Annotated in this window: 24 protein-coding genes and 2 tRNA genes; 12 read left to right on the top strand and 14 right to left on the bottom strand. The window is 27.3% G+C overall.

All coding sequences use genetic code 11. From position 1 onward, the window contains the following. Nucleotides 1-125: 125 nt before the first annotated feature. From ON24_RS08430 to ON24_RS08420, 3 genes are all read right to left on the bottom strand, one after another. Nucleotides 126-320: a 30S ribosomal protein S17e gene (locus tag ON24_RS08430; RefSeq protein ID WP_016358147.1), complete on the bottom strand. Its 195-nt coding sequence runs from the start codon at nt 318-320 to the stop codon at nt 126-128. 35 nt (nt 321-355) lie between these two features. Beyond that, nucleotides 356-685: a chorismate mutase gene (locus ON24_RS08425; protein WP_016358146.1), complete on the bottom strand. Its 330-nt coding sequence runs from the start codon at nt 683-685 to the stop codon at nt 356-358. Between the two features lie 144 nt (nt 686-829). Further along, nucleotides 830-1,690 carry a shikimate kinase gene (locus ON24_RS08420; protein ID WP_016358145.1) on the bottom strand — a complete coding sequence of 287 codons (861 nt, stop codon included), beginning with the start codon at nt 1,688-1,690 and terminating at the stop codon, nt 830-832. Between the two features lie 167 nt (nt 1,691-1,857). On the opposite strand from ON24_RS08420, the gene sppA reads away from it, so the two are divergent. The 3 genes from sppA to cbiD all read left to right on the top strand — a co-directional run bounded on the left by sppA (nt 1,858) and on the right by cbiD (nt 4,421). Continuing rightward, nucleotides 1,858-2,724: a signal peptide peptidase SppA gene (gene sppA, locus ON24_RS08415; RefSeq protein WP_050553615.1), complete on the top strand. Its 867-nt coding sequence runs from the start codon at nt 1,858-1,860 to the stop codon at nt 2,722-2,724. A gap of 126 nt (nt 2,725-2,850) precedes the next feature. Then, complete coding sequence (locus ON24_RS08410) at nt 2,851-3,096, top strand: MJ0307 family thioredoxin (RefSeq protein ID WP_016358143.1); 246 nt, start codon at nt 2,851-2,853, stop codon at nt 3,094-3,096. A 176-nt stretch (nt 3,097-3,272) separates the two neighbouring features. Then, a complete protein-coding gene (gene cbiD, locus ON24_RS08405; RefSeq protein WP_040682623.1) occupies nt 3,273-4,421 on the top strand; it encodes a cobalt-precorrin-5B (C(1))-methyltransferase CbiD in 1,149 nt (382 codons plus the stop codon). A 108-nt stretch (nt 4,422-4,529) separates the two neighbouring features. On the opposite strand, the gene ON24_RS09040 is transcribed toward cbiD, so the two are convergent. Next, entirely contained in the window at nt 4,530-5,528 is a 999-nt protein-coding gene (locus tag ON24_RS09040; RefSeq protein ID WP_050553614.1) for a hypothetical protein, read from the bottom strand. Between the two features lie 485 nt (nt 5,529-6,013). On the opposite strand from ON24_RS09040, the gene ON24_RS08395 reads away from it, so the two are divergent. After that, on the top strand, nt 6,014-7,024 hold the full coding sequence (locus tag ON24_RS08395) for an oxidoreductase (protein ID WP_040682622.1): 1,011 nt from the start codon (nt 6,014-6,016) through the stop codon (nt 7,022-7,024). 337 nt (nt 7,025-7,361) lie between these two features. Then, the gene (locus ON24_RS08390) at nt 7,362-8,453 is read left to right on the top strand and encodes a glycosyltransferase family 4 protein (protein ID WP_040682621.1); all 1,092 of its coding nucleotides are present in this window, start codon (nt 7,362-7,364) and stop codon (nt 8,451-8,453) included. Nucleotides 8,454-8,564: 111 nt separating this feature from the next. Here the strand turns inward: ON24_RS08390 and ON24_RS08385 are convergent, their stop codons facing one another. Beyond that, the gene (locus tag ON24_RS08385) at nt 8,565-8,981 is read right to left on the bottom strand and encodes a cupin domain-containing protein (RefSeq protein WP_016358138.1); all 417 of its coding nucleotides are present in this window, start codon (nt 8,979-8,981) and stop codon (nt 8,565-8,567) included. Between the two features lie 368 nt (nt 8,982-9,349). On the opposite strand from ON24_RS08385, the gene moaC reads away from it, so the two are divergent. Both moaC and ON24_RS08375 read left to right on the top strand, forming a co-directional pair. Then, on the top strand, nt 9,350-9,823 hold the full coding sequence (gene moaC / locus ON24_RS08380; protein WP_040682620.1) for a cyclic pyranopterin monophosphate synthase MoaC: 474 nt from the start codon (nt 9,350-9,352) through the stop codon (nt 9,821-9,823). A 193-nt stretch (nt 9,824-10,016) separates the two neighbouring features. Further along, the gene (locus ON24_RS08375; RefSeq protein WP_081585268.1) at nt 10,017-12,101 is read left to right on the top strand and encodes a DEAD/DEAH box helicase; all 2,085 of its coding nucleotides are present in this window, start codon (nt 10,017-10,019) and stop codon (nt 12,099-12,101) included. 230 nt (nt 12,102-12,331) lie between these two features. Here ON24_RS08375 and ON24_RS08370 read toward each other — a convergent pair whose 3' ends face one another. The 3 genes from ON24_RS08370 to ON24_RS08360 form a co-directional block, all read right to left on the bottom strand. Next, the gene (locus tag ON24_RS08370) at nt 12,332-12,829 is read right to left on the bottom strand and encodes a DUF308 domain-containing protein (RefSeq protein WP_040682618.1); all 498 of its coding nucleotides are present in this window, start codon (nt 12,827-12,829) and stop codon (nt 12,332-12,334) included. A gap of 373 nt (nt 12,830-13,202) precedes the next feature. After that, complete coding sequence (locus tag ON24_RS08365; protein WP_040682617.1) at nt 13,203-13,511, bottom strand: DUF2098 domain-containing protein; 309 nt, start codon at nt 13,509-13,511, stop codon at nt 13,203-13,205. 24 nt (nt 13,512-13,535) lie between these two features. Beyond that, nucleotides 13,536-13,760 (bottom strand): PRC-barrel domain-containing protein, encoded by a 225-nt coding sequence (locus ON24_RS08360; RefSeq protein ID WP_016358133.1) that lies wholly within the window; start codon nt 13,758-13,760, stop codon nt 13,536-13,538. A gap of 186 nt (nt 13,761-13,946) precedes the next feature. On the opposite strand from ON24_RS08360, the gene ON24_RS08355 reads away from it, so the two are divergent. Both ON24_RS08355 and deoC read left to right on the top strand, forming a co-directional pair. Then, on the top strand, nt 13,947-15,659 hold the full coding sequence (locus ON24_RS08355) for a tRNA uridine(34) 5-carboxymethylaminomethyl modification radical SAM/GNAT enzyme Elp3 (protein ID WP_040682616.1): 1,713 nt from the start codon (nt 13,947-13,949) through the stop codon (nt 15,657-15,659). Between the two features lie 144 nt (nt 15,660-15,803). Continuing rightward, nucleotides 15,804-16,520, top strand: coding sequence for a deoxyribose-phosphate aldolase (deoC, locus tag ON24_RS08350; protein WP_050553613.1), 717 nt, complete (start codon nt 15,804-15,806; stop codon nt 16,518-16,520). A 767-nt stretch (nt 16,521-17,287) separates the two neighbouring features. Here the strand turns inward: deoC and ON24_RS08345 are convergent. The 3 genes from ON24_RS08345 to ON24_RS08335 form a co-directional block, all read right to left on the bottom strand. Next, nucleotides 17,288-17,360 (bottom strand) — tRNA-Phe (locus ON24_RS08345). Between the two features lie 3 nt (nt 17,361-17,363). After that, nucleotides 17,364-17,435 (bottom strand) — tRNA-Val (locus ON24_RS08340). Nucleotides 17,436-17,656: 221 nt separating this feature from the next. Continuing rightward, nucleotides 17,657-17,857 (bottom strand): histone family protein, encoded by a 201-nt coding sequence (locus tag ON24_RS08335; protein WP_016358130.1) that lies wholly within the window; start codon nt 17,855-17,857, stop codon nt 17,657-17,659. A 690-nt stretch (nt 17,858-18,547) separates the two neighbouring features. Between ON24_RS08335 and ON24_RS08330 the strand changes: the two genes are divergently transcribed. Then, nucleotides 18,548-19,384: a methyltransferase domain-containing protein gene (locus tag ON24_RS08330; RefSeq protein WP_050553612.1), complete on the top strand. Its 837-nt coding sequence runs from the start codon at nt 18,548-18,550 to the stop codon at nt 19,382-19,384. A gap of 37 nt (nt 19,385-19,421) precedes the next feature. Here the strand turns inward: ON24_RS08330 and ON24_RS08325 are convergent, their stop codons facing one another. After that, the gene (locus ON24_RS08325) at nt 19,422-20,702 is read right to left on the bottom strand and encodes a tRNA (N(6)-L-threonylcarbamoyladenosine(37)-C(2))-methylthiotransferase (RefSeq protein WP_040682628.1); all 1,281 of its coding nucleotides are present in this window, start codon (nt 20,700-20,702) and stop codon (nt 19,422-19,424) included. Between the two features lie 856 nt (nt 20,703-21,558). Here ON24_RS08325 and ON24_RS08320 point away from each other — a divergent pair. Continuing rightward, on the top strand, nt 21,559-22,671 hold the full coding sequence (locus ON24_RS08320) for a restriction endonuclease subunit S (protein ID WP_050553611.1): 1,113 nt from the start codon (nt 21,559-21,561) through the stop codon (nt 22,669-22,671). On the opposite strand, the gene ON24_RS08315 is transcribed toward ON24_RS08320, so the two are convergent. After that, nucleotides 22,668-23,651: an integrase gene (locus ON24_RS08315; RefSeq protein ID WP_236254933.1), complete on the bottom strand. Its 984-nt coding sequence runs from the start codon at nt 23,649-23,651 to the stop codon at nt 22,668-22,670. The genes ON24_RS08320 and ON24_RS08315 overlap by 4 nt on opposite strands. A 241-nt stretch (nt 23,652-23,892) precedes the next feature. Between ON24_RS08315 and ON24_RS09035 the strand changes: the two genes are divergently transcribed. Then, nucleotides 23,893-24,411, top strand: coding sequence for a restriction endonuclease subunit S (locus tag ON24_RS09035; RefSeq protein ID WP_081585266.1), 519 nt, complete (start codon nt 23,893-23,895; stop codon nt 24,409-24,411). Here the strand turns inward: ON24_RS09035 and ON24_RS09030 are convergent. Further along, the gene (locus ON24_RS09030; protein ID WP_050553610.1) at nt 24,408-25,652 is read right to left on the bottom strand and encodes a restriction endonuclease subunit S; all 1,245 of its coding nucleotides are present in this window, start codon (nt 25,650-25,652) and stop codon (nt 24,408-24,410) included. The genes ON24_RS09035 and ON24_RS09030 overlap by 4 nt on opposite strands. Nucleotides 25,653-25,669 lie beyond the last annotated feature (17 nt).

Raw genomic sequence — 25,669 nt, 5'->3', positions numbered from 1 at the left:
TAGAATAGCTAAAATAACAAAATATGACCAATAAGAAAATAGCTAAAAATGTAAAATCAATAATAAAAAACCAAAAATAAATTTAAAATTAAAACTAAAAGAAAAAAAGATAGAATTAGTTAAACTTAAGCTTGTTCTTGTTCTAATCTAACTAATCTAGTGATGTAACCAGCAATTTTATTTCTTAAATGTTTAGTACTGACAGTAGAATATTCGGAAACTAATTTTTTATTGGTTTCAAAATCAGTAGTAAAATCACTGTGAGTTTCAATAAGTTCTCTTGATATACGTTTTACAAAAGTAGTTCTTATATTTCCCATAGTCATGCCTCCATATTTTTTAAAGTAAATTTTTATTATTCTAATTCATCTAAGATATGTTTCTGTTTACGTTTACTTAAAAGAGCCAAATCATCTAATATTTCAAATAAGATATCCTGATCGATACCTTTTTGTGAAGCTAATTTTTTAGCCTTATCATGGATGGATTTTTCTCTTTTTTCATCATAAATATCCATATCTAAATAAGTTTTAGCTTTAACGATATCTTCCGCATAAGAAGTACGTTCAGAAATAATATTAATTAAGTCATTATCAAGTTTATCAATTTCCATTCTAGAAAATTTAAGAGTTTCCTTTGCTTGTTTCTCATTTTCAAACAATGATTTCTTAATATCTTCATCCATGAAAAATTCTCCACAATATAATAATTAATAATATTATAATATTGTTTCTTTCTTATATTTAAATATAATGTATCCGAGGAATTTTTAACAAGGTTTTAGAAAAATTAAAAAAAATAGATAATTAACAGTTTTAAGATTATCCTCCTATAAGAAAACAGTACCCTCATTATTAACCTTAGTTTCAATTATCCTACCTTCAAACTGAGACCATTTATCTTTTACATCATCAATGGAATCATTATCAACAATAGCTGTAAATGCTGAACCTGTACCAGACAAACCTGACGCCAATGCCCCAGCAGATAGTGCCTCAATTGCTATATTTGAATCATATCCTAAAACATTTGAATATAAAAGACCATTTAAATTTAATGCAAGATAGTAATTCTTGTTTTTTGCCTCATTAAATGCCAAATCCACCATTGGAGAAATTAATTTCATTCTATCCACATCGGAATTGATTGTAGATGATTCCTTATCAACCAGAAATATTAATACTTTTTTCTCTTCCATTGGTTCCTTAATAAGTAGTTTCCTATTATAGTTATCTGTTACAACAACCCCTCCAAAATAAGACGCTGAAGCATCATCAAAAGCACCTGTGATAGTTACTTTAGCCTTTAATGAAGTGTCAATAGCCAAGTTTAAAATTTCCATATCAGTTAATGGTTCCTTATCATACTCCTCTGAGATGAATTTTGAAACGGCGGTTACCACACTATTTGATAATGCGCTACTACTTGAAAGTCCTGAGGCTAAAGGTAGGTTAGTTTCAGTTTCAATATCTAAACCACAGCTAACATCATAATGATTTAAAACAGCTTCTGCACACATATCCATTAATTTAGTACTAACACCAATATCAGACTTGGATTTAATATCAGAGGACCTGTTATCACTTACCTTAGATATAATATTCAAATCAATACCAAATGCAGAACCAAAACCTGAAGCTATTGCATTTATAATAGTTGCAGATCCAGGAGATTTAACTAAAATCTTCAAACAATCACCAAAAATATAAGCTTTAAAAAAATTATAAAATTTAAAAATAATTCTATTATATAATATAAATAAAATAAATATAATTAAGATAAAATTTATTAAAATAATTATATAAAATTTATTGAATAAATTATTTCAAATAATTATTAAATAAATTAGGAGATAACATGGATTTGAAAACAAAGTACTTTGGACTTGGAATATTAGGCGGTTTTGCAATCGTCATAATTATCTTCTTATTATTATTCATTTTACCAGCTACAGGATTACTTGGAACAACCACAGTTGCCGTCATTCCTGTTTATGGTGAGATAGCTTATGGAAGCAATGATACATCCAGTGTTGTAACACCAGATGCCTTTGAAAATGCGCTTACTCAAGCCGAGAATAATCCTTCAGTCGGAGCGATTGTAATAGACATCAATTCACCGGGGGGAAGTACTGTCGCAAGTGATGAGATGATGAGGATGGTCAGAAACTGTTCAAAGCCAACGGTTGCCTGGATAGGTGAGAGTGGTACATCAGGAGCCTACCTATTAGCATCAGGAGCAGATAGGATTGTGGCAAGTAACTCCTCCTTAGTTGGAAACATTGGAACAATTATAACCTTGACAGATATGTCAAACTACAATAATAAAACTGGAATCAAAACATATTCCATTAAAAGTGGAGAGTATAAAGATATCGGAGCAAATTATAAAAGCATAAACTCCAATGAGAGTAAAATGTTACAGACTATTGTTGATAATGATGCGGACCGTTTTAAATCCAATGTAGCGGCAAATAGAAACATGTCTAAATCTGAAGTTGATAAGGTTGCAGACGGTTCAATATATGATGGACAGCAAGCAAAGGACAATAAACTTGTAGACAATGTGGGAAGTAGAAAGGATGCAATAGAACTTGCAGTCAAACTTGGAGGTTTACCATCTACCTATGATACTGAAACCTATAGTACAGATAATACTTTTTATTTAGGTCTAACATCACAGACCAATATAATCAATACACTAAATAGACTAATATTTAAGTAGTAACAGCAACCTTTATATATGAAAATATAAAATTATTAATAGAATAAAAATTCTATTAACTACGAACGGATAAACTTGTTAAATGTTTATTCTAGAAAAGTGAATAAAAAAAATTAGGTGATATAAATGACAAAAGTAGAAGTATTCGTTTCATCAACTTGTCCTCACTGTCCAAGTGCTATTAGAGTTGTAGAAGAAGCAAAACAACAAGTACCTGACCTCGATGTTGAAATCCGTAACATTGAAGATAATGAAAACAGAGAAGCTGCTATAAACTATGGAATTATGGCTGTACCTACTATTGCAATTAATAACCATGTTGAATTTGTTGGTGCACCTAGCCTTCCAGAATTATTAGATAGATTACAATAAATTTATCTAATAATACTATTTCATTATTTTTTAAAATACTATTTTTCAAATAAACTACTAATTTTCAATAAAAAAGGACTTTTTAACCCCTCAATAAAAAAAACTAATTTTAAATAAAACTATTTAATCCAAAATAATAGATAAGTTTTTTATTTTTAAATACTATAATTTACTTTATGTGTAGAAATCATCAAAACAAAGGATATAAATTCGGACCAACTACCGGAAGTATTGCAACAGCCACAGCTTTAAGTAGTTTAAAGATGTTAACTGAGGATAAAAAAACAGAGATAGTTCAGATTAAAACACTTAAGGAAAAATTAGACATCTTCATAGATTCAGTTAAAAAAGAATCAGACAACAAGGCAATATCCTCAGCACATAAATATCCATATGATGATCCTGATGTTACTGTAAATATTGAGATATATGCTACAGTAGAACTTGTAGACAAATCCAGTTATAAAATTGACCATGGAAATCCGTTAATTGATAAGGAGGATAATGTAATTATTAATGGAGGATGTGGAGTTGGCAGAGTTACTAAAAACGGTCTTCAAATACCAATTGGAGAATATGCAATTAACCCAGTACCACGTAAAATGATTAAAGAAAATTTAAAAGAGCATGTTCCTGAAGATAAGCTTGCAATCGTAACAATCAATATTCCGGAAGGAGAAAAGATTGCAAAAAGAACAATGAATCCCCGTATTGGAATTGAAGGTGGAATCTCAATTCTTGGAACAACTGGAATAGCTCGTTCAATGAGTACTAAAGCATATAAAGATTCCCTTTTAATACCTCTAAATGTTGCAATAGCTGAAAAATACAATGACCTTATCTATGTACCTGGAAATATCGGTGAGAAGATTGCAAATAGAATACTAGACATACATCCAGATCAGGTGATTCAAACAACTAATTTTGTAGGCTATATGTTCGAAGAAGCTGAAAAAAGAAATATCACCAGATTAACCTTAGTTGGCCATATCGGAAAATTAGTGAAACTTGCAGGAGGTATTTTTAATACCAAACACTCCATTGCAGACGGAAGAAGGGAAATCTTTGCAGCCCACACCGGAATATGTGGTGGAAGTACCAAATTAATTCAAGAAGTCTATAAATCCAAGACCACTGAGGAAATCATTGACCTATTAAAGAAGGATAATTTAGATGTGGCTGTACTTAACAGTATTGCAGATGCAATTAAGGAAAGGGTAAAAGATAGATTTGATATTGATTTAAACGTGATAATCGTCAATATGAAAGGAGAAATATTGAACACCAACTACACGAAAGAACTATTAAAAAAAGAATTTGTTTAAAAAATCATTATTTAAAATACTTATCTTATATTAAAACAAGAACACTTAAATTTAAAAAGATATAATCAAATTAATTTATGAAAATTAATAAGATTATAAACTTTTAAACTATTTCTTACGATAGAATGGTAATGCTGTTAATAACATTAAAGCTGCAAATAGAACATATAATGGGTTACCTGTGTTATATAAACCAGTTCCAGTTTTATTATTCTGATTATTAACCAGAGTATTATTATTCATGGTACTGTTGGTGTTATTACCATTTGTTGAATTTGTTATATTGTTTGAGCTATCTGTATTGTTATTTGTAGAATTAGCAGTGTTGTTATTATTTGTATTATTACCTGTTGTATTTGTAGAATTACTAGTAATATTAGTATTATTTGTAGTATTATTCTGAGTTATATCTTGCATTGTAACCTTATATCCAAAATAATTTTGAATACTATCAGAACCAGAGATTAAACTTATAAAGTCAAAAACCATTTCACTAGTTTCATTTATTTTTTTAACAGCTCCATGATCAGGAACTCTTAACCCATTATTATAATCAGATAATACATTTGTAACTAATAAAGAAACAACTGGACCATCATAATCACTACCTGTATATGGAATATAAGTTCTATCTGTAAATCTCCAAATTGCATCAGAAGTAGCAGTCTTATCAGAATTTACAATATCCCAATAATTATAAAACAAGATTTTAATATATTCCCCTACATTAGAACCATCTAAATGATTAATAATATTAGATGTATTAGTAACAGTAAATGTTTGACCAGATTCCGCATTATGTAAAGACATATTAATACAATACCCATTATATCCATTAGTAAAAGAAATATTACGTATTCCACCATTTACTGTAGAACTTGTATTTAAATCATCATATTTTAAAATATCCTCATTATTATTCACCACATTTTCATTTTCCAAATAACTATCATTGTCTTGATTATAATTAACGGTATTATTACTATGAGAATTGTCAACATTAGTCAAATTAGTTAATGAATTAGAATCTACTGCCACAATAGAACCTATAGACAATGAGATAATTAGAAAAATTGACAATATCCAATAAAAATTTTTTAATTGCATATATTACCACCATAATTAACAAAAAATTTTAAAATATTTAAAATTTTAAAATATCAAATTTTATATTAATAATATAAATAATTTATTATAAAAAATTTTAGATACAAAATTCATAGAATGTTTACAAGTTAATAAAAAGAATAAAAAGTTATAAACCATAAAAAAATAATATAAATTCTAATTTTCTAATATAACAATCTACAAATATTTTTTTAAACTTTTTAAAATATTTAAACAATATTTTAATAAAATAAATAAATATAAATTAATAAATTAAAACAAAATAAAAAAATAATTAAAATTAAAATTTTTTCATTTTAATATTTAGAAAAAATAAGTTTAATTTGGAAAAAATAATTTAACAATAAATTTAACTTTTATAATAAACTAATTTTAAAAAATAAATCAAACAAGTTTAAAAATCAATCATATTTATATATCTAAATATATAGATTAATTATTAATTTTTATAGTCGGATGATAACATGAAAAAAATATTTGATAAATGTAAATTTGGAAACTTTGATATTCAAAGTAGGATAATCAGATCTGGAATGTGGGAATCTCAAAAAAGTGAAAATGGAATTCTAGATCAGGCTGTATTTAATAGATATGAAAATATTGCAAAAAGTGGAGTGGGACTAATCAACTCAGAATTCTTCTGCATAGATTCAAGAGACAGATTTGCAAAGTACTCCTCAAATGTAAATTATAAGGGATTCGTCAAGGACTATAATGAAATCACCAACATAGCACATAAATATAATGTCCCTATTCTAGGACAATTGGCAATCTTCTGGTATAATGACGGACTTAATCAAAAAGTCACACCAAATGATATAAGTTTTGAAGGTATAAGACGATTCCAGACAGATGTAATCTTAGCTGCCAAAAAGTTTGAATTTGCCGGATTTGACGGTATTCAAATAAACATGGGAAATAACTTCTACTTAAGTAATTTCATTAATCCCTACTTCAATCAAAGAGAAGACAAATATGGTGGAAAGACCTTTAACCGTATGAGGATTGTACTTGAAATCGTCAGGGTTATTAAGAAGAACTATGACATTCACGTAAATGTAAAACTAAATGCCAATGACGGAAGAAAAGGTGGAATAGGTTTTGATGAGAGTATGGAAATGTGCAAATTACTTGAAGAATATGGTGCGGACAGTATACAGTTAACTTCACGTAGTAATACATTCCCAACAAGTGACGGCAGCAATCCTTTCATTGATTATGCAGATAAATTAAGTGGCGATACAAATATTCCAATTATTTTAGGTGGAAGATTCAATGACAAGGATAACATTGAAAATGTTTTAAATACAACAAATATCGAATACATTTCAATGAGCAAACCATTTGTAGCAGAACCAGATTTCCTAGTAAATTGGAAAGCAGGTACAAGTTCAGAAACCAAATGCATTAACTGTAAAAATTGTTATTCTAAGAAAGTAAGTACATGCTTTGTTAATGGAACCGATAATGTTTAAAATATCTTCTTTTAATTTTTAAGATTATTTCCAAAATAATCTTTTAAACTACTTTTCATATCCTACAACTTTAACATTTAAAATAATATTTTAAAAAAAATTTTCAAATATTATTACAATTAATAACCTAAAAATAATTCTTTTAAAAAACTACTTTTCACATATTTCTACAACTTTAACATTTAAAATAATATTTTTATAAACTACTTTTCACGTATTTTACGAAATCCCAAATAAAATAATTTTAATAAATAGCTAATTTTAAAAAATAAAATAGATAAATATTAAAACAATTTTATAAACAGTGTTAATTTTAGAAATATTTAAAGGTGTTTTAATGAAAATAGCTATGGTAGGTCAGTTTCCACCACATATTGGTGGTGTAGGTGTTCATATACATTCACTTGCAAAGGAATTAGTTAAAAAAGGCCATGAGGTATATGTGATTACCTATCCACACAAAGATATTAAGGATATTGATGGAATCCATGTAATTGGAACTAAAGGAATAAATATCCCAGGACTTAGAGGATTAGGATTCTATATTAATGGTAAAAAGGAACTTAAAAAACTAGTTGAAAAAGAGGATATTGACATTATCCATGGCCATTATCTAGTGCCTGCAGGTCTTATAGCTGTTGAAGTCGGTAAATCAGAAGGAATAAAAACATATGTTACAGCACATGGATCCGATATTTTTGAACTGTATAATAAAAAAGCATATTCACACCACATAATCAAGAAGGTTTTAAAGAATGCAGATGTTGTGCTTGCAGTAAGTGAAGCCCTTAAAGATGATATGCTTAAGATTGATATTAAAGGATTAGAATCTAAACTTAGAATACACCATAACTCCGTAGATATTTCTAAATTTAAGATAGAGAATGACTATAATTTTAGAGGGGAGCTTGAAAGGGATTACAATCTCAACAACGATTATCCGATTGTGGCATTTGTCGGTAATCTAATTCCACGTAAAAATGTGAATAGTTTAATTGATGCTAAAAGATTAAGTGACATTCCATATAATCTTTTAGTTGTAGGTGACGGACCTGAGGCCAAAAGGCTTAAAGAACAATCAAAGGATTTGGACAATATCTATTTTGTAGGTTCAAGGGGAGATGTTGAAAATATCTTACCAAGCTGCGATATGCTTATCCTACCTTCCCATAGTGAAAGTTTCGGACTTGTACTTATAGAGGCACTTGCATGTGGTAAGGCAGTTATTGGCAGTAATGTAGGTGGAATTAAAGAAATCATTAACGAGGATGTTGGTCTTTTAATAGATCCCGAAAATCCCAGTACCATTAATGAAGGGATTACCAAGATTTTAACTAACGAGGATTTAAAGAATAAGTTTGAATCAAATGCCCGCAGTAGGGCCATGGATTTTGCAAAAGTAGAAATACCCTATGACAAAATAGAATAAGTTAAAGAAAATATTGATTTATAATGATTAAGTAAATAAGCCAGTCAATTTAATGATAATTAGGTTTTGTAATAAGGGGGGTGTTAAATTGACTAGGCTTATAAATATGATTTACAATTTAGAATATTCCTCATCGGAAACTTCTTCCAACCATTCATTACTTGTGTTTTCACCAGGAACCTCAATAGCTATATGTGAAAACCAGGAATCAGATTTAGCACCATGCCAATGTTTAACATTCGGAGGTATCTCAACAACATCTCCAGGTTTTAAACTCTGAGCTGGTTTACCCTCTTCCTGATACCATCCTTCACCATCGACACATATTAAAATTTGACCTCCACCATTTGTTGAATGATGTATATGCCAATTATTTCTACATCCTGGTTCAAAGGTCACATTTGCCAAAAACAAGTTAGCATCTGGACCAACTAAAGGATTCAAATAGGATTGTCCAATAAAGTATTCTGCAAAAGCATCGTTAGGTTCTCCAAGACCAAAGTCTCCACCATGTTCATTGTCACTCATGATAATTACCTCTCATTAATTTTGTAATAATATTATAATTTAACATAAATATATATTAATTAATCTATTATAATGTGTATATATAAGTTTGGGTAAAAAAATCCCGAACCACATAATTAAAAGAATATTCAAGTTAAAAAGTCCTTTAATAAACAGCCTTAGAAACTACTCCTAGATATCCTAAAGACATTATCTAAAACCCTTGAAGCAAATCTATTTATCTACCATTTTAAGACATGTTAGTAAAAATAAACATTCTTGTAAAATTTCAATTAATCTAAATCATTTAAGTTTTTAATAGAATAATCTCAATATATAATAAATATTAAAATATAATATAATTTCAATGAAATTTTAAGAGGTATATTATGAGTAGTGGTGAAGAATTTACACATTTAACAGAAGACGGAGTTCATATGGTAGAGGTAGGGAAAAAACCAGAACAAACTAGAAAAGCAGTTGCAAGTGGAAATATTTTACTAAAGGAAAGTACAATCTCAAAGATTGAAAATTCAGAGATTAAAAAAGGTAATGTTTTAACTACTGCTCAGATAGCTGGAATTCAAGCAGTTAAAAACACATCTCAGATCATACCCCTATGTCATCCGTTACATATCACAGGTATTGAAATTGAATTTGAAACAAATAAGGATTATATCAATTGTATTGTAAGTGTTAACAGTAAAGGACAGACCGGTGTTGAAATGGAAGCAATTACAGGTTGTAGTGTAGCACTTCTTACAATTTGGGATATGGTTAAAGCTGTTGAAAAGGATGAAAACGGCCAATATCCAGATACCAATATTTCCAATATTGAAGTTCTTAAAAAAGAGAAAATATAAAAAAATAATAAAACTAACTTAATCTAAAATTAAGCTCTTAAAAAAGAGAAGATATAAAAAAATAATAAAACTAACTTAAAAGTTTAATATCTTTTTAAGATAAAGACAATGATTATTTTTCAGATGCTCTTACTTAGATTTTATATAAAAAGTATTAGAAATTTATAATGAAATAAATTAAAGACGGATTCATATGGAAAGTTTAGACAACGATTTAAAAGAGATAATTCAAACTGCATATCCATATATTAAAGAATTTAATCCTGCCCAGAAAGCTGTTATTGAAAGTGGATATATTGATGATGATTCCAACTACATTATAGCCATTCCAACTGCAAGTGGTAAAACTGTTTTAGGAGTTCTTGGCCTATTAAAAACAATTTTAAATGGTGGAAAAGCAATATATGCAGTTCCATTAGTTTCTATTCAAAATGAAAAGGTTAAAGAATTCAAAAAATTTGAGGAATTTGGAATAAAAGTAGGTAAATCTCCAAGATACAACGATCTTTCCGTAATGGTTTTTGAAAGCTTTGATGCAATCAGCCGTTTCTCATGGAACACATTAAGGGAAATTGATACCATAGTTGTGGATGAGTTCCATATGATTGGAGAGGATACCCGTGGACCTACAATCGAATGTGCACTCACAAGAGCAAGAATCGTTAATCCATCACTTAGAGTTATAGCGCTTTCTGCAACCCTTTCAAATATGGAGGATATTCAAAGCTGGTTAGATGCCAAAGTTGTAGAACATGATTATAGGCCTGTTCCACTTGTCAAAACGGTTCTTGACAATGAGATGTTCAATGTTAAAAGTAAAAATGACATTGTTGTAAAGATTATAGAAAAGGCAATGAACGAGGACTCCCAGGCCCTTGCATTTGTATCTACAAGAAGATTTACAGAAAGTCTTGCAAAATATGTGGCAGGCAAAATCAAAAATAAAATCTCAAAGGAAGATAGGGCTAAGTTTAACGAAGTTGCAGACAAACTACTTAAAGTTCCCGAGAAGAAAGGATCAAGACCAACAAGCACCTGTTTAAAGCTTGCAGAGGCTGCAAAGAATGGTTGTGTTTTCCACCATGCAGGACTATTTCCGGAACAGAAAGAAATTATTGAAGACGAATTTAGAGAAGGTAATATCTTAATGATTGTTGCAACACCAAGTTTAATGTATGGTGTAAACTTACCTTCAAAGTCAGTTGTAATCCGTGACTATACACGTTGGACTAAAAACGGTCCTCAGGAAATACCTGTATTTGATTATGAACAGATGTCTGGAAGAGCTGGAAGACCATTGTATGACAATGAGGGATTCTCATATTTACTTGCAAAAACAATGGATGAATCCGAACTACTTAAGGAAAAATATGTAAATGGTGAAATTGAACCAACCAATTCAAAACTTGTTGATAATAAGGATGCATTCTATAAACAGATAATAGCACAGGTGGCTTCATCACTTTCCAAAACCCCTGAGGAGTTATTTGATTTCTTCTCAAAAACATTATACGGTTACCAAATGACCGCAAATGAATCAATGAAATTCTTTGCAGAGGAAAGTCTTAAATATGAGATAGAAACCTCCCTTAGATTCTTAATGGAAAATGGAATATTAAGACCAACACCAGAAGGACTTAAAACAACCGAGTTTGGTCAGCTTATTGCCAAATCCAATTATTCAGTTGAAACGGCAGTTAAGATTAAGGAATACACAAATGTCGTTAATGATTATATTAATATTGGAGAATTGATCTACCTATTAAGCCAAACACCAGATTTACCATTAATATCATTTAAAGCACGTAAAAATAAGGATCCTGTCCGTGAGAAGATGGCTTCACTTGGATTATTTGTAACCGATATTGGAAACCCTGAAGCCACTACAGTCTCACTTATGGAATGGATTGACGAGAGAACGGAATTTGAAATAGAAAATAAATATCAGGTATACTCTGCCTCATGTAGACGTTGTGCTTTAGATGCGTCATTACTTGTTAAATTTGTAAAGGACACATTCGAGGTTTTAGGTAAATTCTCATACTCCAACGAATTGGATAAACTATCTGCAAGACTTTACTATGGAGTTAAAGAGGATATAATACCTCTTGTAATTGGTGTAAAACGTCTTGGAAGAAGACGTGGAAGAGCGGTTGTTAATGCCTTTGGTGATGATTTAAGGGTTCCATCTGAAAATGAACTTCAAAGAATTGACGGAATCGGTAAAAAACTTGCAAAAAGCATTAAAGAATTTGCCGAACATTACAATACAGATTAGGATTAAATCCATTATAAGATTTAATCATTTACTCCTTTTATTCAATTGAAATAATTTAAAACATTGATCTTTTTATTCTTGTTTTACTATTTTTACTCAGTTCAAATAGTTAAAAACGTTTACTTATTTTATTTAATCAAAAAAGATAACCAAAAAAAAACATCTTCATATTAATCAAAATAATTAAAAAAATAGAAATAACCCTTTATAAATAAAAAAAGGGATATTCTTTAATATATATTAGATCCCGCAGATATAAATCCTAAACCATCAAGGATTAAGCTTATTGCAAGAATAAGTGCCACATAGAAAGGATTAAGCCATGATAGACAACCCAATATTATTGTAATAATACCTAAGATTAACATTATAATAGCTGTGGCTCTAAGTGGACCATACTCCCTATAATAAATATTTAATATTGCAAATATTACCATTATTAAACCTACAACCCAGAATATCAAACCAAATATTGCATCAAACAATTGAATATTTCCAATTAAACATATACCCAATATTACACTTAAAATTGATAGGAATATCTTGGTAAGTGAATGAGCGGCATAACTAGACCACTCGCCACATCCCCTAATAAAGTAATAAATACCTAAAATTATGAAAACAAGTCCAAATACAAATGACAAGAATGTTTGGCTCAGGTATGGAAATGCTAAAATAATGATTCCGACAACAATTGTAATTATTCCTGTAATAGTTAAATCATTCATATTCTCACCTCAGATAATTATTTTCTAATTTAAGATATAATTAAGAAGTATATATACTTTTAATAAGTAAAATAGACATTTAATAAAAAATGAACAACTTAAAATTAGAAAAGAATTTTTTGTTAGACAAAGATTAAAAAAAAACAAGTAAATTAAAACAGAAATGAACTTCATTAAATAAAAACCATGTAAAACCTGTTAGAAATAGAAAAAAGCCCATATTAACTAATGATTAGGGAAAATTAAAAAAATAGATTACAAGAATCTAAAATAGCTTAATATTGAATAAAAATCGTTAAAGATTGAAAATAAGTAAATAAAACAGAAAGAATTCCGTATCAAAAAAATAATTCAAGAAGAGAAACTAGTGGATTTAACCTCCGCCATCAGCTACCTGATCATCAATCCTTGCATCAGCAAATTGTCTTTGTCTTTCCTTGAATTTTTCCTCATCGAATTCGGTATTATCCTCAAGTTTATAATCTTTTTTATCAATGATTTCATCTTCGGATAAAACTTCTACCTCACTGGTAACATACCACATATTAGTATTAGCTATCTTAACCCAGTATTTATCATCCTTAATGCGCATATCCTCTACTTCACCAGTAGTACCGGTAGGTATATATCGGACAGTTTTACCTTCCTCTATTACCCTACCAATAGCATCTAAAATATCCATTAATATCATCTCTACAAAATGAAATTATCCTTTAATTATATTAACATCTAATAATACATAGTCCCCAATACTTTTAATATTGTCATATCTTACAACAACTTCATCACTAGATATCATATTTTTTTTAAGAGAAATTGTAAGTTTTTGGATTTGACCAGATTCACTATCAAAATCAGCATCCACTACTTTTCCAACTTCTTTAGCATCAGTATCCAATACTTTCATACCTAATAAATCTTTAACCTTCATGAGAAGTCTCTCCTAAATAAATTTTAAAAATATTTAAATCTAAATATTAATTAATTAAGAATTTAACAATAAAAATATAAATAATTAACTAATATATTTCTATTAAGAAAATTAAATATTCAATTAGAACTGATTTTATTATTTTTTTAAAAAAGAAAGTATTTTAACATTATGTTTGAGGATAATATGACAGAGGAAACATTAGATAAAGCTTGTAGAATTATTATTGACAATATTCTAAATGGTCAAATCCAGAATCGTAAGGATTTAGAAGTTGAAAAAAGACAGTTATGTAGACAGATGAAACTTTCTAAATTTATGAGCAATGCGGATATTCTAGAACGTGCAAGCCATGAGGAGATGGATTTAATCACACCGATACTTCAGAAAAAACCTACCAGAACTTTATCAGGTGTTGCAATTGTAGCGGTTATGTGCCATCCACATAAATGCCCACATGGAAGATGTTTTTACTGTCCCGAAAGTAGTACGGCACCGCCAAGTTATACCGGTGAGGAACCTGCTGCATTACGTGGAAGAATGTTTAAATTCCATCCTTATATTCAAACTTACAATAGATTAATGCAACTCCATAAAGTGGGACATCCAATAGACAAGGTTGAACTCATTATTATGGGAGGTACTTTCCCGTCATTGGACATTTGTTATCAGGAATGGTTTGTCTCCCAATGTCTTAAGGCAATGGTTGATTTCGGTATCGTTCTTGATGATGTTGAGATTAAACATCATGGAAGCACTAGAAATCTGGATCTAGATGATATTGATAAGAATATTCTAAAACAATATCCTCCATATTCAAACGGGCTTGTAAAACCATATAAACCAAATGACTATGTGATTCTAGAGGACATTCAAAAGGCAAACGAATCATCCAAGATAAGATGTATTGGAATGACATTTGAGACAAGACCAGATTACTGCAAACCGGAACATATAAACAGAATGTTGAAAATGGGAGTGACACGTGTTGAATTAGGTGTTCAGACCATACATGACGATATTTACAAACGTGTTAAAAGGGGCCATACCGTGGCAGACAGTATTAATGCAAATAGGAATCTTAGAGATTCTGCCATTAAAGTTGCAATGCACTTCATGCCGGGACTGTTCCAGAATCAGAAGGAAGACCTCGAAATGTTTAAAACCATATTTACAGATCCGAACTACAAGCCGGATATGTTAAAGATCTATCCCGTACTTGTAACCAAAGGCAGTGAATTATATGATCTATGGCTTAAAGGTGGATATGAACCATATACCACTGAGGAGGCTGTGGATTTAATAGTTGAAATCAAAAAGATACTGCCTAAATGGGTTAGGACCATGAGAATCCAAAGGGATATTCCGACAACATTAATACAGGGAGGAATATCCAATTCAAATCTTGGAGAATTTGTATATAAAAGACTGGAAGAGGAAAATATTAACTGTCAATGTATAAGATGTAGAGAAATAGGCCATAAAAAAACAAAAGAAGAGTATACAATCGACGATTATCAGTTATTTGAGGAAAGTTATGATTGCTGTAATGGTGTAGAACATTTCTTGTCCATAGAAGATAAAAACGAGGAAAGTCTTGCAGGATTTTTAAGGCTAAGACTTCCGTCACCACAGGCATTCAGAGAAGAAATTACTGACAAATCAGCTTTAATCCGTGAATTACATGTCTATGGAAACCTTATACATATTGGTAAAAAATCAAATAAGATAGGTCAGCATACAGGCTTTGGAAAACAGTTACTTAAAAGGGCCGAGGAAATTGCAATAGACAACAACAAAGAGGAAATACTGATTATAAGTGGAATCGGTACCAGAAACTATTATCGTAAATTTGGTTATGAAAGAAAAGGACCATATATGGCAAAAAAACTGATATAAAATCCAAATCCCAACTTAGATTTGTTACTATAAAAAATTTTCGGTTAGGATTATATAAGAAAAGTTATATATGAATTATAAATATTTATATACTTTTAAAATTATAATTAAGAAATTAGTAGGGAGAAAAAACGAGGTAAAATTATGAAGAATAAATCACCAAGAGAACTTGCAAGAAGTATGGAATTTACTTACTTAGACAATACTGCTACAAAAGAAGATATGAAGGTATTCTGTCAAATTGCAGATGATTGGAATATGTTTTCTGTTGTGGTAAGTCCTTGTTACGTTAAATTAGCATCTGAATTACTTAAAGACAGTGACGTTAAAGTAGGAACCGTTGTAGGTTTTCCATTAGGTACTAATGATAAAAGGGTAAAAGCATTAGAAGCTAAGATTGCTGTTGAAGATGGAGCAGATGAAATTGATATGGTAATGAATATTCCTGCATATGAAAATGGAGATTACCAGCTTATTCTTGAGGAAATCTCAGCTGTAAGAGCTGAAATTGGTGATAGAATTTTAAAAGTGATTATTGAAACAAATTACTTCCAAGAGGACGACATTAGAAAAATCAGTAAATTGATCGATAAAAGTGATGCAGATTTCATTAAAACCAATACAGGATTTACAGGAAACAATACCTTTAATGAAATGATCACATATATTCAAATAATGACAACTGCAGCACCTCATACAGAGATTAAAGCATCTGGAGGTATTAAAAACCAAAAAACTTGTTTAAGATATTTGGCTGCAGGTGCAAGTAGAATTGGATCATCTACAGCAAACCTTATTCTTGAAGAATATCAAAATTTACTCGAGAACAAAGCTTATAAACCTAGAAAGATTAGTTTATAACCATTTCTTCTACTTTTTTTTAAATTTTAAAAATTATATTTTAAGTAAACCATTTACTATTTTTCATTAGAGTTCCATTTAAAAAATTAAACTTTATTACAATTATAAAATATACATATCTATTTCTTAAAACCCCAATTCTAAAATTGCAAACTTCAATAAATCATTTAATTTTTTAAGTAAAATAACTTCAACCTAAAAATTGAACTTTAATCATAATCTGCAATCTATTTCTTAAAAACCTAATTCTAAAAATACAGTGAAAAATTAAATTGAAAAATTATTAAACTATAAAACCAAAATCCAACTGAAAAATTCCATCATTTAATTAAAATATGAAATAATAATTTAGTATTTGAATATTTTCTATTTAATTAAATTAACTGTAATATGAATTTGATTTGTATATAATTCTATATCAGGAAATAATAATCTGCAAATATAGATATCTTTAATAAAAACTTGATAATATTAAAATTTTAAAATCAAAAAGGTAATTTTCAATATATATTTGAAACAATGAATATTCAAATATGAGACTAATTGAAAAAATCAGAATAGAAGATTACTAAAAAAATCAAATACAACAAAAAACACAGTAAAATAAACTAAACAAACAAATATACAACAAAAATTACAAAAAACAGCTAAAAAAATCAAATAGAACAAAAAAATACAGTAAAATAAACTAAACAAACAAATATACAACAAAAATTACAAAAATAGTTGAAATTTAAAAATAAAATCATAAAAAAAGATGTATCTAGTGCCATGGGCCGGACTTGAACCAGCGACATCTAGATCTTCAGTCTAGCGTTCTCCCATCTGAACTACCATGGCATATGGTCCGGACGAGATTTGAACTCGTGATCCCCTCCACGTCAAGGAGGTATCATACCCCTAGACCACCGGACCTACAAACATACATACCTATTATAGTTTATAGATTCTCATATATAAAGATTACTATTTCTTTATTAAAATCTAAGGATTTTTTAAAAAACATCAAATCTTATCCAAAGAATAACTACACTAAAAAATAGTCTATTTAAAAAAATTTAAAAATAAGTAATTGGCCATAGAACTGGCCAAACTTATAAAAAAATTCATCACTAACTGGATGCAAATTAAGAAACCTATTTGATAGCTAATTTTACATCAGTAGCTTTGACAGTTTTTCTACCAGCATGGCGTGCAAAATCAACAGATTTTCTTGCTAATTCTTCACCTTGTTCTTCTAAAGCTTCAGCTAATGCAATTTTTGCTTCATCGGAAATTCTTTGTGCTCCAGCATTTTTTAAGATACGACCGACTGGTGCGATTGGTAATTCACTCATTTTTTCACCTCCAAATAATAGTTGTTTCACATAGTATATAAAGGTTTCGTTAAAAAATGATTAAAATAGGCTAATATTCACTCAACATAATTAATATTATTTTTATCATGAATTAAAAAATTATTAACATATTACTATTAAAAAATACTAAAAAAATTAAAACTTATAAGTTAAACTAGCATTATAAGCAATTAAAAAATTAAAAAATTAAATCTATTTAAATATCTCAAATTACGAATAAAAGAACAAACAATCTTTAAAATAGTTCAAAAAACCAAATAAAATATGTTTTTTATAAAAATTAATAATATTTCTTAAATCAATTAAACAAATTGTTTTAATATTTTAATTAACAAAATAAATGAAAATTAGTTAGAATATATCTCTAAAAACCTTTAAAATTCATCATATTATTTAATATTTTAAATAATGTTTTAAGTTCTCAAAATAGAAGACAAATATAAATATTATATAAAAATATTAATAATTAATAGAATATTAGAAAGATAAAAAAATATTGAACTTATATTAATAAAATTATTAAACTTATTTTATGAATTTATTAAAAAAAAGGATTTAATAAAAATTATTAAAATAGTATTTGATTAATTTTTTATTAGAAATTATTAAGTTTAATAATTTTAGTTCTTTTGATTAATAGGAAGGATATAATTATTAATTTGTGATATTATGAGTTTTAAAAATTATTTATTATCTAAAAGTAATAGTTACAACTATTATAAAAGTAATTACACCAAGTTAAATAAAGAAAATGAAAAAGTTAATGGTGAACTTAAAAAATGTAGGGAAGATAATAGATTACTTTTAGAATCTATTGATGATGTTATATCAAGTGGCATAGATAGATATTGTCCCATATGTAATAAGAAAATTCCATTTTTCACACCAATTTATGGTAGAAAACATGCATTTTGTCCTAGTTGTAAATCCTTAGAAAGAACAAGACTTCTTTTTTATTATATAAACAGTAATTACAATATTTTTAATTTGAAAGAAAATAAAAAATTGTTGCATTTTGCTCCAGAAAAAGCCTTATTTAAAATATTTGATAATTTAAATAATCTTGATTACTGGCCAGTAGATATTAACCCTAAAAATAATATAAGAAAACAAGTGGATATGTGTGATATTCCTTTTGAAGATAATTCATTTGATTTTATTATTTCATGCCATGTACTAGAACATATTCCAGATGATAAAAAAGCAATGTCTGAATTATACAGAGTAATCAAACCAAATTCTCAAGGAGGGATTGTATTTTTAATGGTTCCTATATTTAGAGAACTAAATGAAACCTTTGAAAATCCAGAATATAACACTGATGAATTAAGAACAAAATATTTTGGTCAAAAAGACCATGTTCGAAAATATAGTACCGACTTTAAAGATAGATTAGAATCTGTAGGATTTGATGTTACATGTTATGATCCTGTAAAATTAGATAAAGAAATAAATGAAAGATATGGTTTTTTAGATAAAGATATTATTTTCATTTGTAAAAAATAAAAATAAACAATTTTTAAATAAGTTAAAAAAAAAATGATTAATCTACAATCTCACCTAATAGATAGGTGCTTGTAGCATCGTTTATTTTAACATTGACAAAAGAACCAATTTTAGCCTCAGGAACAATTACCGGAATATAGGAATATGTTTTTCCCATATATCCACCTTTGGAACCCTTACCAACAATTAAAGTTTCTAATGTTTTACCAATTAATTGTTTATTCTCTTCCTCGGTTATCTCTTCCTTGATATTGGTAAGTTCCTTAGATCTTCTCTTCATTACTTTAAATGGAATTTCCTTAAGTGAGGAGGAAATGGCACCTTCTCTATGTCTATATTTAGATAGATGTATTAAGCTTGGTTTAATCTCCCTTAATAATTTTATAGTTTCCTCGAAATCCTCTTCCGTTTCTGTTGGATAACCTACTATAATATCAGTTGCAAGGGTTAAATCCGGAATCTCGCTTCTAACTTTTGCAACAAAATCCTTATATTCTGCAATTGTGTGGCGACGATTCATGTCCTTTAAAACCTTATCACTACCTGTTTGTACAGGTAGATGCATGAATTTATATACCTTTGGCATTTTAAATGCCTCGATTATACCGTCAACATCATCGAAAATGTTTTTAGGATGCATCATTCCAACCCTAATTTTAAAATCACCGTCTAAACTTGCAACCTCTTTGATTAAATTAGATAGTTTTTCATGGGTGTCATGACCAAATGCTGCAGTGTCCTGGGCAGTGAGTTCAATTTCCACAGCACCATCTTTAATAGCTTGTTCTGCCTCGGCTTTAATATCTGCTATTGGATAAGAATGAAGGGGTCCGCGAGCCAGTCTTGTACAACAAAAAGTACATTTTCCCATACATCCTTCACATATTTGAATGATGTGTACTTTATCATCACTTTGAACCTTTTTAAGACCTACTTTTGTTTTTTTGGATAAACCTATATCCCTTTCAGTCTTACCCTCATATGCTGCTTTTACAACATCAGCAGTTTTATCTAATTGGTGAGGCCCTATCCAGGAAGTTCCGTCCTCAGCTATCTTCTCAAGTTTTTCCGGATCTATCTCAACCATACATCCACTGACAACAACCTTCTTATTGGGATAATGTTTCTGAAGTTTTTGAATCCTGTTAGTTACCTTATTTTCTGTTGGTTGTTTTACATAACATGTGTTTACAATAATTACATCGGCATCCTCAGCATTATCAACAAGTTCCATACCATTCTCAGCAAGCACACCTGCCATAATCTGAGAATCCGCCTTATTAAAAGTACATCCAAATGTTTCAATAGATACTTTAATTTGACTCATAATCAGAACCCTAAGTAATTTATAAAAAATAATATGTTAAATTTTTAATTAATAATAAGATAATATATTACTTTACTGTTTATATAATTATTTAATTTTTATATATATCTTAAGGCTTATTGGAAAAACTAGGATTAATTGAAATTTCAGGTTTAATACTAAATTAAAAATGAATTTAAAAATCTCAGATAAATAAACAATTGGATTTGAATCACAAAGATATTTACAAAATATTAAAAATAAAAAATAGAAAAAGCAGAAATTCAAACATTTGTTGTAGTAAGCCCTTTTAGAATTCTTAATTTTATTGATTTTAATCTTATTTAAAATTAATTTTTTTCAATGTTAAATAAGAAATTAGAGATAATTTTTGTTCTTCAGAGTCAACTGGAACTATTAAAGATTTGAATAAGAATGTTTTGTTACTTTATATTCCTTGTGTTTTTAACTCCTTTTAGCACGATAAGATTATATGTATTACTGAAAAGATTCAAAATAATCATTTAAATTATAACCTGAATATTATGTTTCAGAAGTAAAACACATTTAATGGAAATACAATTACATTTCTATTAAATTCTAATTTGTTTAATTATACTTAATAGAAAATATTTAGTGGGGTTTTAGCACATACAATATCTCCAAGTTTAAGTAAATTATATTTTGAAGTGTTTTTAGTTACAAATTTTATTCTAAAATATTTAATTTAATTTAATTTAATCAACAGGAAAAGTTAGTACCGAAATTACGATTCAGGAAGTTCAAAGATGAATGGATAAAAGTATCTTTAAAAGATATAACTATTAGAATAAAAGATAAAAATAAATCTCTTGAAACTGATTTACCTTTGACTATATCCGCTCAATATGGTTTAATTGATCAAAAAGAATATTTCAATAAAATCGTTGCTAGTAAAAGTTTAGCTAATTATTATTTATTAAAAAAAGGAGATTTTGCTTATAATAAAAGTTATTCAACAGGATATCCATATGGTACTATAAAAAGATTGAATAAATATGATAAAGGTGCCGTATCAACATTATATATTTGTTTTAAACCTAGAAATATAGATTCAAATTTTTTAGAACAATATTTTGAAACTGATAAATGGTATAAAAAAATTTACAAAATTGCAGTTGAAGGTGCTAGAAATCATGGTTTATTGAATATAGCAATTTCCGATTTTTTTAATACAAAACATTATATTCCTAAATCTAAAGATGAACAAATTAAAATTTCAAAATTTTTAGAAATAGTTGATGAAAAAATTGACTTATTAGAAAAGAAAAAAGAGATTAAACTTAAAATTAAAGAATATTATATTCAACAAATATTTCTGGAAGATTGGGATAATAAAATAAAATTTTATGACTATAAACCACTTAATGAAATTACATTTTATCAAGAAGGTCCTGGTGTAAGAAATTATCAATATACAAATAAAGGAGTTAAATTATTAAATGTTGGTAATTTCGTTAAGAATAAATTAATTCTTGAAAATACAGATAGATATATATCTAAAGAAGAAGCTTATGGAAAATATAAACATTTTCTTGTAGATGAAGGTGATTTATTGATTGCATGTTCTGGAATAAAAGCAGAATATTTTAATGAAAAAATTGCTTTTGCAGAAAAAAAGGATTTACCATTATGTATGAATACAAGTACTATGAGATTTAAATCATTGGATGATAATTATTTAAATTTAAATTATTTAAAATGGTATTTTCAAACACCTCTGTTTAAAAAAGAAATTTTTAGGATATTGACTGGATCTGCACAATTTAATTTTGGACCTACTCATTTAAAATATTTAAAAATATTAATACCACCATTAGATTATCAAATAAAAATTGGAAATTTTATGGATTTAATTAAAGAAAATATAGATTATATAGATATAAAAATTAAATTAATGAAACAATTTAAGAAAGGTCTTCTTCAGAAAATGTTTGTTTAGGTGATATTATAATATTTATCACCTAAAAAAATATTTATTGTAATATGAAATTCTTCATTAATTATTTCTTCTTTTTCTTCTTTTTCAGTATAAATCATAACATTCTTCATTGCACCCATATAAATCTTTTTTAATCTTTGAGGATTTGTTTTTATATAAGTTTCATGTACTATATTTTTACTTCGTCCTTGTAGTGAATCAATATATTCTGCAGTTAATCCTATATTTGATGCATGAAATTTTCTTAATGTATGTGATCTAAAAAATCTATATTTTCCTTTAAATCCCCAATTCATATTATCATTAATTTCTTGAAATCGTGATAATAATAAAGAACTTGTGAAATCAAATAGTTTATCTTCTAATTTTAAGTTTTCACGTGTTTTTAAATATTTAACTATAGCATGACTTGCTTCAGGTGAACAAAAAGTATAATAATATTTATCTGTTTTAATTCTTTTTAGATAAAATATTGGTACTACATTATTTCTTTTTTCAAGTACATTTAATATATTATTAAGTGGTCCACCATTATGATATTCAGCTGTTCCATCAATAAATTGTCTTACTGTTAGTGATAATGTTTCTGCCTTTGCTGTTCCTGAAGATGACATAAATAATATAACTGCTTTTAAATCAATTGGCACTATTTCAAGTGCTTGATATATATGTTCTTTAGTAGGTAGATCTAAATAATTTGTTTCATAAACTTTATCATATTTTGCATCAGGTAAATGTGGTATTTCAATTTCAAAGTGTATATAAAATGTTTTTAATTTTGAAAAATATGTTTTTGCAGTATTAGGTGACATAGTACTATTTAGTAAATAATTACGATAATCAAGAAGTCTTTTTTTAATTTTTCTTTCTTTAAGTGGAATCCTTTTTTCTTCATCTTTTAAAGCTTCTTTAAGTAAATAATTAATAGTTTTATTATGAAAAGATGTATATTTCTTCAATGCAGATTCATATCCTTTCATAGTACTATCTTTAATATTTCTTTCTTTACAAAATTTAATAAAAAGTTCGTTTGTATACATAAACTTTTTTTAAATGAAATAAAAATAAATATTTTATTAAAAAGTATTAGTTTAAAATATTATTTTAAGTTTATTAATTAAATTAATTAATATAATATCTTAACACCAAAAATTCATTGAAGGTTTAAAAGAAAGTATATTTTCAAATTTAAATTATCCTAAATTTAAATTAAATAATTTTATGAAAATTTCTAAAATTAAATGTAATGATAATATTAATAAAAGATTAACTGTTAAATTAAATTTAAAAGGAATAGTACCTAGAGAAACAAAAACAACAGAAAAAGAAGGTGTTACAACACAATATATTAGAAAAAAAGGACAATTTATTTATGGTAAACAAAATCTTTATAAAGGTGCTTTTGGAATTATTCCAAAAGAATTAGATGGATATATGTCTTCTAGTGATATTCCCTCATTTGATTTTATTAATAATAAATTAAATCCATATTGGTTTTATTACTTTATTTCTAGAAAAAATTATTATTCTCGTTTAGAAAAATACTCAACAGGTACTGGATCCAAAAGAATATCACCTGAAGAATTTTTAAATATTAAAATTCCATTGCCTCCAATTGAAAAACAAAATAATCAAGTTAAAATGTTTAATAAATTAATTGAAAGACAAAATATTTTAATTAAAGAAAAAGAATATTTATATAATTTTAAAAAAGGATTATTACAAAAAATGTTTGTTTAAATAAACATTTTTTGAAGTAAAAATTTCTTAAAATATTTTAAATTATTTAATTTTTCATTAATTAATTCAATTTTCTTATTAAATGTTAATAATATATTAACTATATTAAGTTGTATATTAAATTCAGGAAGCATAATAGGTATTGCATTTAATGTATCATTATTTAATGTAATTCCTTTTGCTGCTTGTGATCCATATTTTTTGATATTTAATGTTTTTAAATAAAAATACATATATTCTGTTGAGATTTTATCATTTTTCCATGTAAAATTAGCAATTGCTTCATTAGTATACATATCCTCTTTTAATATTGCTAATTTTCCAATAGTTAGTTTAAAACTCATTATTAATGTATCTTTTTTTATAATTTCTTTATTTTTTATTGCTTCTTCAGAAATTTTCTGTTTAGAATTGGTAATATATTTTTTATCCATATCTGCAATACTTAACCAATGATATTTACCATAATTCCAGTATTTTGGATTTTTAGTTGATGGTGTAAAACCTTTTTTAATTTCTGCAATATCTCCTAAGGAATATCTTTTAAAATTTATATTGTTCATTTTAAAATTAAAAATATTCTCTCTTAACTGTTTTTCATATTTTTGGTGTAAACATAATGTTTTTTCTAATAAGTCAATTTTCCTATCAATTTTTGATATAAAATTAGAAATTTTATATTGTTCTGGAATAGAAGGTAAAATATATGTTTGATTTAATAAATCTTTATTTGATAAATTAGGAGGATCAGTTCCTACAATTCTACTTTCCATATAATAAATGTTACGTGGTAATTGTAATAAATAATAAATAAATTTTAAAATAATTTTGTTTTTTGATTCTATTTTTCCTACTCTTTGATTTAATAAAGAATTATTAAATTCATTATTTACAAAAGAAATTTTCAATTCTTTATTTAAAATAGGTCTAGTAAGTGCAATAACTAGGTCTCCTTCCTTAAGTATAAATTTATCATATTTTTTCAAGTATTCATATGGTAAATATGATATTTCATCATTTTTTATTTTATTAATTCCAACATTTGCAATTTTTAACCATTTAACTCCATTAATCATGGAATCTTCACTTTTAAATGAACCTCCACCAAATATTTCAAATAAAAATTTTCCTTTTTTTGACTTCCATTCATCAGTAAAACCAGGAAATCTTAACTCTGGGACATGTTGATTGTCATCATGTATATCTTGTTTCTTAGTAGAAACATTATTATCATCACTCATATTTTACCCCCTAAATT

Source organism: Methanobrevibacter boviskoreani JH1 (genome assembly GCF_000320505.1).
Taxonomy (GTDB): Archaea; Methanobacteriota; Methanobacteria; order Methanobacteriales; family Methanobacteriaceae; genus Methanarmilla; species Methanarmilla boviskoreani.
This window is presented reverse-complemented; position numbering and strand designations above follow the sequence as displayed.